Source organism: Roseimaritima sediminicola, assembly GCF_009618275.1.
Lineage (GTDB): Bacteria > Planctomycetota > Planctomycetia > Pirellulales > Pirellulaceae > Roseimaritima > Roseimaritima sediminicola.
Genome location: NZ_WIAD01000003.1, coordinates 18,399 through 32,387, shown reverse-complemented (window position 1 = coordinate 32,387; position 13,989 = coordinate 18,399). Strand labels below are relative to the sequence as shown.

11 protein-coding genes are annotated in these 13,989 nt (G+C 63.5%); 5 read left to right on the top strand and 6 right to left on the bottom strand.

Annotated features, from left to right (window positions below):
• Position 1: 1 nt before the first annotated feature.
• Positions 2-2,164 carry a vWA domain-containing protein gene (locus GE027_RS02905; protein ID WP_162006547.1) on the bottom strand — a complete coding sequence of 721 codons (2,163 nt, stop codon included), beginning with the start codon at positions 2,162-2,164 and terminating at the stop codon, positions 2-4.
• Positions 2,165-2,322: 158 nt separating this feature from the next.
• Between GE027_RS02905 and GE027_RS02900 the strand changes: the two genes are divergently transcribed.
• Positions 2,323-3,051 carry an N-formylglutamate amidohydrolase gene (locus GE027_RS02900; RefSeq protein WP_162006546.1) on the top strand — a complete coding sequence of 243 codons (729 nt, stop codon included), beginning with the start codon at positions 2,323-2,325 and terminating at the stop codon, positions 3,049-3,051.
• Positions 3,052-3,243: 192 nt separating this feature from the next.
• On the opposite strand, the gene GE027_RS02895 is transcribed toward GE027_RS02900, so the two are convergent.
• Entirely contained in the window at positions 3,244-3,510 is a 267-nt protein-coding gene (locus GE027_RS02895; protein WP_153555677.1) for a hypothetical protein, read from the bottom strand.
• A gap of 507 nt (positions 3,511-4,017) precedes the next feature.
• On the opposite strand from GE027_RS02895, the gene GE027_RS02890 reads away from it, so the two are divergent.
• The 3 genes from GE027_RS02890 (at position 4,018) to GE027_RS02880 (ending at position 8,536) form a co-directional block, all read left to right on the top strand.
• The gene (locus tag GE027_RS02890; protein ID WP_153555676.1) at positions 4,018-5,547 is read left to right on the top strand and encodes a hypothetical protein; all 1,530 of its coding nucleotides are present in this window, start codon (positions 4,018-4,020) and stop codon (positions 5,545-5,547) included.
• Between the two features lie 17 nt (positions 5,548-5,564).
• Complete coding sequence (locus tag GE027_RS02885; protein WP_153555675.1) at positions 5,565-7,028, top strand: sulfatase; 1,464 nt, start codon at positions 5,565-5,567, stop codon at positions 7,026-7,028.
• Between the two features lie 341 nt (positions 7,029-7,369).
• A complete protein-coding gene (locus GE027_RS02880; RefSeq protein WP_153555674.1) occupies positions 7,370-8,536 on the top strand; it encodes a sialidase family protein in 1,167 nt (388 codons plus the stop codon).
• Between the two features lie 169 nt (positions 8,537-8,705).
• Here the strand turns inward: GE027_RS02880 and GE027_RS02875 are convergent, their stop codons facing one another.
• Complete coding sequence (locus GE027_RS02875) at positions 8,706-9,200, bottom strand: hypothetical protein (protein WP_153555673.1); 495 nt, start codon at positions 9,198-9,200, stop codon at positions 8,706-8,708.
• Between the two features lie 277 nt (positions 9,201-9,477).
• Between GE027_RS02875 and GE027_RS02870 the strand changes: the two genes are divergently transcribed.
• A complete protein-coding gene (locus GE027_RS02870; protein WP_237607213.1) occupies positions 9,478-9,789 on the top strand; it encodes a hypothetical protein in 312 nt (103 codons plus the stop codon).
• Positions 9,790-9,840: 51 nt separating this feature from the next.
• Here GE027_RS02870 and GE027_RS02865 read toward each other — a convergent pair whose 3' ends face one another.
• The 3 genes from GE027_RS02865 to GE027_RS02855 form a co-directional block, all read right to left on the bottom strand.
• Positions 9,841-10,842, bottom strand: coding sequence for a S1C family serine protease (locus tag GE027_RS02865; protein ID WP_315852902.1), 1,002 nt, complete (start codon positions 10,840-10,842; stop codon positions 9,841-9,843).
• A gap of 94 nt (positions 10,843-10,936) precedes the next feature.
• Positions 10,937-12,763, bottom strand: coding sequence for a S1C family serine protease (locus GE027_RS02860; protein WP_237607211.1), 1,827 nt, complete (start codon positions 12,761-12,763; stop codon positions 10,937-10,939).
• An 8-nt stretch (positions 12,764-12,771) separates the two neighbouring features.
• The gene (locus GE027_RS02855) at positions 12,772-13,920 is read right to left on the bottom strand and encodes an NPCBM/NEW2 domain-containing protein (protein ID WP_162006545.1); all 1,149 of its coding nucleotides are present in this window, start codon (positions 13,918-13,920) and stop codon (positions 12,772-12,774) included.
• Between the last annotated feature and the right edge of the window lie 69 nt (positions 13,921-13,989).

Below are 13,989 nucleotides of genomic sequence, written 5' to 3'. Positions count from 1 at the left end.
CTCAACCGACCATCCTGCGTTGGTACAACACCCATTCACTAACGATCAGGCCGACGCCCAGCAGCACCAGATAGAACCACAGCGGTCGCCGCACCGGGGGCCGGTCCTGGTCCGGCTCGGGCGACGCGCCCTCCGGCGACATCGTCAGGTCGCTTTCCTGGCGGTCGGTCAGATTCACCGCCAGCAAACGCTGCTGGGCGCTGCGCTGCCGCCGCGGCGGACGCATCGCATACACCCCGGTGCGTGACAGCGGTCCGATCGTGGCGCCTCGCTCGTCGACGCGGACCGGCCACGAGCGTGCCGCGGAATCCTCTGGCTGCGATACGGTTCGCCGCTCGGAGCCAACGTCTGCCAGCGGTCCGACCAGAGTCCACGTCTGGACGCGAGGCGGGGTGTCGTCGGCCGCGGCATCGGACGTGTTCTCTTCGGTCACGCTCTCGCCGTCGTGCCCCGGGTCGGATCCCGCCGAACCGCCCGGCAACGATGCGGCGGACGGTTCAGCACCGTTCAGAAATTCCGCGGACAACGTGGCGATTCTGCCGGTTTGCAGCGCTGTCTGCAGGTGTTGGTCGTGGTCGGTCAAGTGATGGATGGCGTTGGCGATCAGGATCGGAAATGCGACCCGCAGTGGCAGGTCGGTCTGGTCGAGCGGAACGCTGAGCACGACCACGCGGCGGGCGCGAGCGGCTGTGGTGTCGACAAACGAAGCCATCAGCACCTGGCCGTCGGCGGTGCGCAACAGCGTCGTGCTGGGTTGGTTCATCCGCAGCGGTAGGGCGCCGCGGACCGCCACGTTTTGAAGTCGCACGTGAGCCAGCAGCGGCGAAGCGGACCGAGGCTGCTCCACAACGGCGTCACCGAGCGGTGGTCCCAGGGTCCAGAACGGGCTGTCCGCCAGCGGATTGATGAACAGCAGCGGACCGTCGGGCAGCGACTCCGGTACGACTCGGTCCAGCACCGCCACGCCGCCGACGGGGGCGGGGTGAATCGCCTTGGGGGTCACCGCCAGGCGAACGTGCGGCAGCGCTCGCAGCGCCTGCTCGAGGAACCGCGGTGACGTGTCGGCGGACGGTGATGCGTCGGCGGACGGTGACGGCTCGGCGGTTTTCGCCTGTCCGTTGGTTTCCGCCTGTCCGGTTTCGCGGGCCGGCTGTGACGCCGGTTGGTCGGTCGTGGCACCGGGGCGAACCAAATTAATTTCCACGCTTTGCCGAGCGGGCAGAACCGCCGCGGCGTGGTTGTCCAGTCGCAGCCCATCGTCGGCTTCCAGGCTGGCCGTTAAGACACCGCCCTCGGTGCTGGCTTCGGTAAAGGTACGCCGCCATGGTTGTCCGGGTTGCAGCTGCAGGGGGACGACATCCAACAACTGGTCATTGAACTGCAGGACCAACCGGCAGGTCAGCGGTTGCTCGTCGTCGGCAAAGTAATGGACTTCGACCAAAGTGGCGTAGCCGGTGGGATCGGTCAGAGAGCGGCGGGTTTGGAAACGGGTAATGGCCGCATTGGCGACGCTGGAGCCCACGCGCTGGATCCGTACCCCGGGGCGCTCCTGGATGGACTCTCGCGACGTTTGGTTCCAGCCGCCATCGCTGATCAGCACCACGTCGCGGCGGCGGGGATCCGGGGCCACCTGAAACGCCGTCTCGATGGCGGCCGCAATATCGGCCGCCGCTTCGGTGGGCTGCAGGCTTTGGAGCGTCTCGGCGACCGCCGGACCGTACTCGGTCAGATTGACGACCAACTCGGGGTGGGCCGAGGCGGTGACCAGAGCGACTTCCTCGCCGGCGCGAAGCGAACGCAGATGCTCTCCGGCGGCCTCGATCGCCAGCTCCCATCGCGATCGTCCGTCCGATGTGGCCAACATGCTGGCCGAGCGGTCCAGGACCAACACCAATTGGCGGCCGGTGCGTTTCTGGCTGGACCACAACGGGTCCAACAGGGCCAGCACCAAGAGCGTCAGAAACAGCAGCTGCAGCAACAGACTGAGCGGGTGTCGCAGTCGGCGACCAAAGGACCTCGCTTCGCGCTGCGGAAAGACCTCGTCCCAGAACATTAACGTCGCAGCCGGTTGCCTTCGCAGCCGAGTCCTGAGCAGGAAGAACAGCAGGATCGGCACCGCAGCTAGCATCCAAATCCAGCGTTCGGGCGAATGAAACAGCAGCATTAGCAGCTTTTTGGGGGGATCAAGGCGGGTAAACGGCAGGATTTGTATGGCACCAATACCAAATTTACCGCAAAATGCAGTGGATGGCATGGCTGTGCGAACGCAGCCACGGGGTTTCCGCCAGAAAAGCTCAAAGACCCAAAAAGCATGCCGCAAGTATGTCTTTGCTGATCACCTGCGAGAACGGAGGGAACCGCGTTCCCACCTTCGTCGCCGACGCCTTCCGCAGCGCATCGGCCGCGACCGATCTAGCTTCACCCCTGGGCTACGACCTAGCCGCTCTGGCTGCCGCTCGCGAGCTGGCCGCACAGACGCATGCACCGTTGCTGGTCTGCCCGTTTTCGCGACTCGCCATCGATGTCAATCATTCGCTGCACCACCGACAACTGTATTCTCGCTACACCAAACGGCTGCCCGAGGCGGTTCGCACACGGTTGGTTCGGAACGTTTACGAACCCTATCGTTGTCAGGTCCACAGCGCCATCGAACACCTGTTGCAGAAGTCGGCCTATGTGGTGCACCTGGCCGTGCGAACGTTTCCGCTGCAGGGCAGATCCGGTCCGCGTCGCACCGACATCGGCCTGGTCTACGATCCCTGTCGCGAGGACGAGCGCGAATTATGCCTGGACTGGCACGAGGAGCTGTACTTCGAAGTGCCCTGGGTGCGCGTCCGCCGCAATTATCCGGTACGCGGCCGTCGCGACAGCTTGATCAAATCACTGCGCGAGCGTTACAGCCCCGCCGAATACCTGGGCGTGGAGGTCCATCTGAACCAGGCCTGGGCGGCCCGGGCAACGCGGATCCGGCAAGAAACCTTCGCCGGCATCGGCGAGACATTGGCAACGATTCTGGAGATCGAATCCATGCCCAGCTTCGGCGCCGCCTAACAGTGGCAACAGTGGCATAGGCTTCCAGCCTGTGAAAGCAGTGGCATAGGCTTCCAGCCTGTGAGAGCAGTGGCATAGGCTTCCAGCCTGTGAAAGCAGTGGCATAGGCTTCCAGCCTGTGAAAGCAGTGATACTTTTTAGCTGCTCTCGGCTGGGACAGCCGAGCTACTATGTCCAGCCTCGCTACTTGTGTCACTTGGCTGCGGGGCGGCTCGTGCAAGCCTTCATCGCTTCGAAACCATCGAGGGTCAGCGAGTAGCCGCCTTTGAAACTCTCGCGGACCAATAGGTCGCGGTCCGCCAACGCCTCCAAGGCCGTGCGGTGCTTTTCCAAGTCCGGGCCGTGAAAGCACAGCATTTGACCGGGCCGCATCAGAAATTCCCGGAACACCCGGAGCACGTTTTCTTCGGGAGTCGTCAAAGGGGCGTTGGGATCGATCGTTTTTGCTGCGCGCGCCATAGGGTAGCCGTGTAAGGAATCATCCAGAAAGTTCAATGAATGCTTGCGGTCATTCTACCTTGCCGAGGCAAACTGGGAAAGGATCAATCCTCGGAACTCGCCGATCTGCGGGCCCGTTTGACCCCCTGTTGGTTACCCAATCCAAGGGATCGCCAAAGTTTAACCCGGTATCTGAAGTCGCCAGACTTTGGGGGACGTACCCGCCGAACGATTGGCCCCGGCCGAGCTCTGGCGAGTTCCGTTACGGGAATCTCACAGGCTGGAAGCCTATGCCACTGCTTTCACAGGCTGGAAGCCTATGCCACTGCTTTCACAGGCTGGAAGCCTATGCCACTGCTCTCACAGGCTGGAAGCCTATGCCACTGTTTACAGGCTGGAAGCCTATGCCACTGGAAAGGCGAGTTGCCGGTCGGTGGTATATTGGACCCGTACCTGCCGGCAACGCCCCTACCGGCCGACAAGGATGGTCCCCCGCCCCTTACCTCCCCAAAACCACGAGGATCGACGATGGACACTGCAACGCGACGGCTGTTTCTAAAAGGTGCTACGGCGACCACGGCCGCGGCATGGCCAGCCTTGGCGGGGCTGGATTCTCTTGGGCGGCTGTCGGCGGCCGACGTCGACCTGCCGGCCGACAGCGTACGGTTTGCCGACGACCTGGAACCGCTGATCCGCCTGATCGAACAGACACCGCGGGACCGCGTGATCGAAGAGGTCGCGCGGCGCGTGCGCGATGGGCGGGTCACCTACCGGCAGACGGTCGCGGCGCTGTTGTTGGCCGGGATTCGCAATGTCCAGCCGCGGCCGTCGGTGGGTTTTAAATTCCACGCGGTATTGGTCGTCAACTCGGCGCACCTGGCGGCGCTGGCCTCTCCCGACACCGACCGCTGGCTGCCCATCTTCTGGACGCTGGACAATTTCAAGAGCTCGCAGGCCCGCGACGTGCGCGAGGGCGACTGGACGATGGCGGCGGTGGACGAATCCGCGGTGCCGCGTCCCCACAAAGCGGTCGCGGCCATGCGTCAGGCGCTCGAGAACTGGGACGAGTCGGCCGCCGATGTGGCGGCGGCCGGACTGTGCCGCGGACATTCCGCCGGCACCGTGTTCGATGTCTTGGCCGAGTTCGCCGCTCGCGACTTCCGCAGCATCGGGCACAAGGTGATCTATCTGGCCAACGGCTTTCGCACCCTGCAGACCATCGGTTGGCATCATGCCGAGCCGGTGGTTCGCAGCTTGGTCTACGCGATGCTGAATCACAGCGGCGAGCCGAACCCGGCCACGGCCGACCTGGAGGCGGACCGCGATGGGCGGCTGAACCGCGAGCGGACCGAGGAGATTCGAGACGACTGGTTGGCCGGCCGCGCCGATCCGGCGGCCACCGAAGAACTGCTGGCGGCGCTGCGCGACGTGTCTTCCGAAGACGCCGCTCGGCTGGTCGTCGAACAATTGAACCGCGGCGTCGCCGTGCAATCGATCTACGACGCGCTGTTCGCCGCGGCCGCCGAATTGACGATGCGGCAACCGGCCATCGTGCCGCTGCACGCGATGACCACGACCAATGCCATCCACTACGTGTTTCAAACCTGCAGCGACGATGCCACCCGGCGATACCTGCTGCTGCAGAACGCATCCTTTTTATCGCGGTTCCGACACGCGGCCCTCAATCGTGGTAAATTGGCCGACCTGCGAATCGACACTTTGCAGCCCGCCGGCGAGCAGTCGCCGGTCGAACTGGACGAAGTGTTCCACACGCTGGGGCAGAACGCTCCGCAAGCGGCTTCGCAGATGCTGGCCTACTTGCGCGCCGGCAACAACCCTGCCGACGCGGTCACGTATGCCCGCCGTTTGATTTTTCTGAAAGGACGCGATTCCCACGACTACAAGTACAGCTCGGCCGTGCTGGAAGATTACCATGGTGTCAGCCCCGAGTGGCGAGACCGCTTCCTGGCCGCTTCGCTGTTTAAAATGAGAGCTGCCGACGAAGCGACCACGCCGTTGGTCGACCGTATCCGCGACGCAATGAAAACCACAGCTTGATAAAAAAACACAGCTTGATGAAAACCACCTTTGCGATTTTTCCCGTGCTCGGGCTGGCCCTGAGCTTCTTTACCTGCAATCCCACAACCGCCGCGGACGTGTCGGCCGAGAGCGCCGCGAACCCGCAGTGGAACGTGTTGTTCATCATCTCGGACGACCTGACGGCGAATGCTTTGTCGTGTTATGGGAATTCGGTTTGTCAGACGCCCAACATCGACGCGTTGGCCGCCAGCGGAACCCGGTTCACGCGGGCCTACTGCCAAGGCACCTACTGCGGACCTTCGCGGGCCTCGTTGATGTCCGGTTACTACCCGCACGCCAGCGGCGAACTGGGCTACCGCAATCCGCGCAAACGCATCGGCGACCGCCAAACCTGGTCCCAGTTGTTCAAGGACCACGGTTACTACGCCGCGCGGGTCAGCAAGATCTTTCACATGGGTGTGCCCGGTGGGATCGAATCCGGGGGCGACGGGGCGGACGATCCACGCTCGTGGACCGAGCGGTTCAATAGCCCGGGCCCCGAATGGAAGGCGGCCGGGGATGGCGAAACGCTGGAAAACAACCCCGATGGAAAGAAGCCCGCGGTCGGAGGCAATACGTTCGTAGTGGTCGAAGCCGATGGCGGCGACGAAGTGCACTCCGATGGCAAGACCGCTCGCAAAGCGTGCGAGTTGATTCAGAGCCATCGCGATGAACCGTTCTGGTTGGGCGTCGGTTTCGTGCGTCCTCACGTCCCCTTCGTGGCCCCGCGACCCTACTTCGACCCCTTTAAACCCTACAGCAAGATGGAGCTGCCGCCCAAGGTGGAAGGCGACTGGGACGATATCCCCAAGGCGGGCATCAATTACAAAACCAGTCAGAACATGAAGATGGACCTGCGGCGGCAACGCAAAGCCGTCGGCGGCTACTACGCTTCGGTCGCCTACATGGACGCGCAGGTGGGCAAGGTTATGCAGGCCCTGAAAGACGCCGACCTGGAAGACAACACGATCGTTATCTTTACCAGCGATCACGGTTATCACCTGGGCGAACACGATTTTTGGGCCAAGGTTTCGTTGCGAGACGAATCGGCCGGGGTGCCCTTGATCATCCGTGTTCCCGGCAAAGCTCCGGCGGTGTGCGACAGCCTGGTCGAACTGTTGGACCTGTACCCCACGGTCGCCAGCCTGTGCGGTTTGCCGGTGCCCAAGCACGTTCAGGGCCGCGACATTTCGGTCTTGCTGGATGATCCGGAAGCGACCGTGCACGACAGCGTCTTCAGTGTCGCGCCGATGCGCAAAGGCTTTCTGCTGCGGGAACCTCGCTGGGCCTACATCCAGTACAAAGAGGACGCTTCGGGCGGCATCGAACTGTTCGATACCGTGGCCGACCCCCAGCAGTACACGAATCTGGCCGATCATCCCCAGCACCAGGACACGGTCCGGCGGTTACGAGCCAAGCTGGCGGCCAAGCTGGCCAGCGTTCGTGACAACGACCTCTAAGCGTCGCCGTTCCCCTCAGTGGCATAGGCTTCCAGCCTGTGAACGTTGCACGGCCGCGGGCGGCCGTAGACCGCGCAACCCTCGGCTGGGACAGCCGAGCCCTCAGTGGCATAGGCTTCCAGCCTGTGAAAGTAGCACGGCCATGGGCGGCCGTAGACCACGCAACCCTCGGCTGGGACAGCCGAGCCCTCAGTGGCATAGGCTTCCAGCCTGTGAACGTAGCACGGCCGCGGGCGGCCGTAGACCGCGCAACCCTCGGCTGGGACAGCCGAGCTACTAAGCCTATGCCACATTCCCTTCCTTTCTTCCTTCTTTCCTTCCTTCCGTGCGAGATGTCGCTCATGTCTTGGAAACTTTCCCGCCGTCGTTTCACTCAGACCGCTGCCGCTTTGTCGGTCGCCGCTTCCTTGCCTTCACCGTCATGGGCTGGCACCACCAGCGAAGTGGAATCGATCCGCACGATCAGCCAGACACCGCAGTACTACTGCGGTTGGCCGACGCTCACGCGGCGCGCCAATGGCCAGCTGGTGGTGGTGTGGTCCGGTGGGCGGCAACAACACGTCTGTCCGTTCGGCCGAGTGGACATGATGCGTTCGGTTGATAACGGCGAAACGTGGACCTGGCCGCGAACCCTGCTCGATGGACCCATCGATGACCGCGACGCGGGCGTGTTGGAAACCGCTCAGGGCACGCTACTGGTGACGACCTTCACCTCGTTGGCCTATGACTCGAAAGCGTTTCAGAACGCATTGGCCGACCCGGAAGCTTCGTCGTGGTCCGCCGAAAAACTGGCCGCTTGGCGCGGCGTGCACCAGCGGATCGACGCCGAACAACGGCAGGCGGAACTGGGGCAGTGGATGATTCGATCGACCGACGGCGGGGTGACTTGGTCGGAGCGTTACTCGAGCATCGTCAACAGTCCCCACGGACCGATTCAAGCCGCCGATGGTCGCCTGTTGTACGCCGGCGTCGCGCTCTGGGATAAACCTCGTCGCGTGGGTCTGGCTCAATCGACCGACGACGGCCAGAGTTGGCAATGGCTGAGCGATATTCCGGCTCGCCAAGGCGATTCCACCGGCGCCTATCACGAACTGCACGCCGCGGAACTGCCCGATGGCCGCCTGGTGGTCCACATCCGCAACCACAATTCGCCCAACAAAGGCGAAACGCTGCAGACCGAATCCAGCGATGGTGGCAAGACGTGGTCCGAGCCGCATTCGATCGGCGTGTGGGGCTTGCCTTCCTTCCTGACCGTGCTCCGCGATGGCCGGTTACTGATGACCTATGGCTACCGCCGTAAACCGTTCGGCAATCAGGCCCGTGTCAGCGAGGACGGCGGCAAGTCCTGGAGCGATCCGATCACGATCTCCGACGATGGCCACGGCGGCGACCTGGGCTACCCCAGCACCGTCGAGCTGGAGGACGGCCGCTTGTTGACGGTCTGGTACGAGCACCGCCCGGAAAACCCCAACGCCGTCCTCCGCCAAGCTCGTTGGCGGCTGGCGTAGGTTTCACAGGCTGGAAGCCTATGCCACAGAGTAGCTCGGCTGTCCCAGCCGAGGACATACTGGTTCACAGGCTGGAAGCCTATGCCACAGTTCACAGGCTGGAAGCCTATGCCACTGCTCACAGGCTGGAAGCCTATGCCACTGGTTGGCTGGATTAACGCTTGCGCACCTACGATGCGGGCGCAACCTCTGCATTCGCGCACCGGTGCTCGAGCGGTGCCGGATAACCCTTGTCAAAGCGCTTGATCCAGTGCCGGCCCTTCCAGTGCAAACAGTGCTGCTGCCACCCCCAGCGGCGTAGCAAGCGGTCGCTGATCGCATTGGTGCTGACGTGCGCGACGATGGCCAGGACTTGTTGGCTGCGGGCCACCTGATCCAACGTCGCAACGGCGCGACGAAAACTGCGGAAGCTGGTTTGCGGCCCGCTCCGCACATAGTCCAGGGTAAGGAATCCCGGCGAGCCCCAGGGGCGATGAAAGTCCAACACGCAGCGATCGGTTTTCCCTCGCGGAAACACGCTGTCCAGCCAAACTCCCAACAGCGAAACCTGGCGCGGCAACAGTCGCCGCTGCAGAGCCACCACCCTGCCCCGTTCGACGACAATTCGGCCACAGGAGATCTTGCCGAGTGCGACTGGATCGCTCAGATCAATCGTAGTAGTCATATGCATTGCAACAGGGAAAGACGGCTTCGACGCCCCCTCAGGAACGTCGGCATTGGACCGATGGACATTGGACCGATGACGAGACAACTCTAGCACACCCCAATCGGCGCACCGCCGCCGGTATCAGACGCGCTCACTGCGGGAGCCGTTTGGCACGTCGGTTGCTCCTTCGGTTGTGCCGAGTGTTACAAAAAGAAACGCCGCGTACCGTCAGTGGTTGGTTTGAGGAACCGGGTTGGCGGAAGCGGCAACGCTGTTGTCTACGAGAGCAACGCTGTTGTCTACGAGAATCGAGGAGCAAACGACCATGGCCGAGACGACGACTGATCACGAAACCATCCGCCGCTGGGTGGAAGACCGCGGAGGTGTGCCGGCGACCGTCGAAGGCACGACCTCGTCCGCCGACGACGTCGGCGTCCTGCGGGTCGATTTTCCGCACGGCGAACGCAATGACGAATTGTCGACGATCAGCTGGGAAGATTTCTTTGCAAAATTCGACGAGTCCGGGCTCGCATTCTTGCACGAGGACAAGACCAGCGATGGCCAGCTGAGCCGGTTCTGCAAATTCATCAGCCGCTCCAGCGCCTAACCGCCCGGCGCATATTCCCGGACGGGACTACTTCGACAGCCCGCCTGCGGCTCAGGGGGCTGGGGTTAGGGTCACCGGGACGATCTGCGAGCCGCGTTGGACGGTTACTTCGACCGCATCGCGACGATCCAATCGCCGCAGCGTTTCCTTCAGCGTTCGCTGGCTGTCGATTCGGTCCTCGCCGATCAACAGGATCAGGTCGTCTGGCCGAAGGCCGGCGTTGGCGGCGGGGGTTCCCGCGGGAACGGCGTCGATGAAGGCCGGAGTCTTTTCCAACACGTCAGGCACCATGACCAACCCCAACGTCTGCAGCGAATGGGCTTCGTCACGCGGCAACATGGGTTGTTGATCTGCGACGGGCGTGCTCTGACGACCCGCGATGATGTCCCCGACCGCTGGCCGCAGGCTTGACGCCGGCACGGCGTAGTTTACCCACACGCCGGTCGCGGCATCACGAAGCTCTTTGCCCAGCATGCCGATCAAGCGACCCTGGGTGTCGACCAAGGCCCCGCCGGCGGCACCCGGGTTGTTGGCGATCAGGTCTAATAACAAGACATCGCCGGTGTAAGCGGTTTCGAACGTTCCGCGGCGAGCGGCCAACGAGGCGATCGTGGCCACGCGTCCGCGCATCACACTGGCCGGTTCATTGCCCGCGGCGATGCCAAACAGGTTGCTGACCGCCAACACCGTCATGGCCGGCCGTACCGGCACATCGCTTTGCATCTTGAAGAAGGGCAGGTCGTCGGCGTCGATCTTTAAAACCGCCAACTCCAGCGTCGGTTCAAATCCCACGATCTCCGCGTCGAAGCGGCGACCGTCGTCCAGCACGACCACCGGTTCCACATCCAACACCGTGCTCCACGCCGTCGCGATGTGGCCTTCGGGCGAAACCAAAAAACCGCTCTGATACCCTTCCAGCGTCGCCACGCCGCCGGCGCCGTAAACCTTGACCACCCGCTGCTGACTCTCGCGAATCACACTCGGCAAGGTCGACTGAGCCGTAACGGGTGAGAGCACTGCCCCGCCCAGCAACACGCCCAACAACCAAGTCACCGGGCAGATTCGGCGAAGGCATGCGACACCGAAATCAGAAAAACAGAACCGAGCGGAAAAGTCCATCAGAGGGAAACCTTGGGAACGTGCGAAGTCAGCTGGACGAGCCGGAATGGAGGGTGGCGGGACGCGTGGTCCAGGATTGCAACTGGATGATCAGGGCGGGAGTCGTCCCAAAACGCAGTTCCAGCGTTTGCGGCAGCTCAGCATCCTCCGCCCCGGCTCCTCGCAGCAGCAACTCGGCGGGGTCCCTATCGCGGCCGGCAAAGGCTTCGATCGATTCGAGCCGACCCTCGTGCAGCAGGAAACGGGTTTCCACGTCGCCGGCGGTGGCCACCAAGACGTCTCGCAGCGGCCACTGGCCCAGCAGCGGCATCGTGCCCAGGTAATACGTGTCGCCGTAGCGACCGGGACCCAAGCGTGCAAAGCGTTTCAGGTTGCCTAGTGCCGCCAACAGCGCGGCCGGGGACGCTTCCTCGATCGCTTGATAGGCGTGCGTCGGTTCCTGCAATTGCAGCCGCCGCGCTTCTTCGCGATCGGTTTCGCCCAGCGTGATCTGCTGGACGTCGTCGCCGATGAGGATCTCGACCGAGCGGCCCTGGGGCGTGCTGCCCTGCAGATACCACTCGTTTGCCGCCCCAGAGTCGGACGGGGCATCTTCGGACGGGGTTGCCGCGGGCAGCGCGGTCCGCAGGGCGTGCCACAACCGCTGTTGATGCTGGGCGTTGACGTGGTAATTGGCGTAGCCGCGGCGCTGCTCGTACAGGGCGGCTACGGCGTCGGGCAATTGGCCGTCGCCGTCGGAACCGGCGTGCGGATTCGCTTCGCTGTCCTCTTCGGCGTCCCCTTCCAGTTTGGGTTCCGAGTTTTCGGCAGGTTTCGGCTGCGGGACCGGACGCGGCGGCGGCGGCGGCAGAGCGCCGGCCATCTTCTCAAGCAATTCGTCTTCCAGGTGAACACCGGCCAGCCGCACCAGGGTCTCAATCGTTTCGCCTCCGTGTCGGAAGACCAGCGAGACACGCCAGTTCTTGGGCAGGGTGGCCAGGACGTTTTTAAAATCGTTGGCCGTCATGATCGGCTGACCGGCCAGTTCGAGAATTTCGTCGCCGTAGCGGAGGCCGCGGCGGTAGGCGTCGGAGGATTCCAGAATATTGCTGACCACCGCTCCGCCCTCGCTGTCGGTGACGACCGTGGCGCCCAGAGTGGCATGGTCGACCACGCGGCCGCTGTGCAGGTATCCCAGAAAGTTCTTGGCTTGATTGATCGAGATCGCATAGCCGACACCCACATTGACGCGGCCGCGTTTTTCGAAGGAAGCTCGTCCGACGATGCCGATCAAATCGCCGCGGGCGTCATAAATCGGACCGCCCGAGTTGCCGGGGTTGATCGCGGCGTCGGTCTGGATGCAGTTGGCGTATTCCAGCAGCGTTCCGGCCGGGTACTGATACCGCCGGACGCCGCTGACGATGCCCCACGAGACGCTGGGCTGGAGATTCGAGGCCAACAGAAACGGATTGCCGACGACGAAGCACCAGTCGCCGGGCTGCACCCGATCACTGTCGGCCAACGTGGCGGCGGGAAAATCGTCGCGGCCCAGCAATCGGATCAACGCCAGGTCGCCCACCGGATCGATTCCGATGATCACCGCGTCGTAGACGTTGCCGTCGGCCAGTCCGCAGCGCATGTGCACGCCGGCGGGACTGCTGACGTGAAAGTTCGTCAGCGCGTACCCGTCGGGAGAAATCAGGACGCCGCTGCCCCCGCCGCCGCCGCCGGGCACGAACACCGAGACGGCCGTCGGCACCGCCCTCTCGATGGCCTCGACGCGCTGTTGTTGGAACTCCAGCACCGCAGGGGCCTGGGCCCAACAGGCGGTCGTCGCGGCAATCGCGAGGAAGACGGCGGAGAGATTTCGAAACATCCGTGGCATCATTTCAACAGCCTGGGCTCGCGAACAAAAACAATATCGCCGACGTCTCCGTCGTCGCCATAATCGACCTCGATGCTCAACCGGCTGGCATTGTCCAAAGGCAATTCGATCTCTTGGGCGGGTTGGCCGATCCGCAACGTTTTCTGCCAGGCGACGCGGTCGTTCAACAAGACCCTGACCTCGCACTGCCCGCCCAGAGTGACCGTGGGATCGATTTGAACCGAGGCCACGAACCGGCTGAACCCGGGTTCCACTCGGTAGCGCAGAACGCTTCGGCTGCGGAGCACCAGCGTTTGGTCGGCGCGGGTGCGCGGACCCAGCCAGCCTCGAGCGACGCTTTGCGAGACGCCTTCGGGCAAAGCGATGAAGGGCTGGAAGGTGACTTGTGCCGGTTCCGCTTCCGTCAACATCTGGACGCCGCCCGACAGTTCGATCGAGCGCAGCAGATCGATCCGGATCGGGTGTTTCAGCCCGCCGACCGTGTCCACAACCAGGTGCCCAGCCTGGTCGGCAGCATAGATGGCCCGCGCGTTCCAGACCGCGCCGTACACGTCGGTGATGCGCATCTCGGGACGCTGGCTCGGCGCGTCCGCGCCGCCAAACACGATGCCTTCCAGTCGATCAAAGGGAGCATCGATCGGCGCGCCGTCGAGCAGGAACTGGACCGTCCGGTTATCGATCCCGGTGACCGCACCGCCCACCGCGTCCAGCGTATCGGTGCCCCGCCGGATGACCAATTGATCGTTGGCCTGCGGCTTGGACGTGTAGCCCGCCCACTGGTCGTCGACCGCCGCCGCTGCGGGCCGCAGCCGCAGCACCGCCAACTGCTTCAGGGGGGCTTCCAAAACGCCTTGCCGGCGCAGCTTCAACGCGACGCGGTCTTCGGCAACCGTCACGTCGTCGATCGGTAGATGGGTGCCATCGCGAAAGGTGGCTGTCATCGACGCCGCGACGCGATCGTCCGCTTCGCTACGTCGCAAACTTCGCAGGTCCGCCAGCGGCACCTGGCGCGTTTCTCCATCGACATTTAACTGCACCGCCCCCTCGACGGCCCCGACCAGTTCCGCTTGATAGGCTTCGCCATCGACCGGCTGGACCTCCACGAACAGACCGCCGGCCAGCAGGACGGCGGTAGCAAGAAAAAACAACGGCATCGGGGCGTTCAGTCCGAAAAAGGGGGCGAGGGCGCCGCAGGTGGTTCGTCCAGATTTAACTTT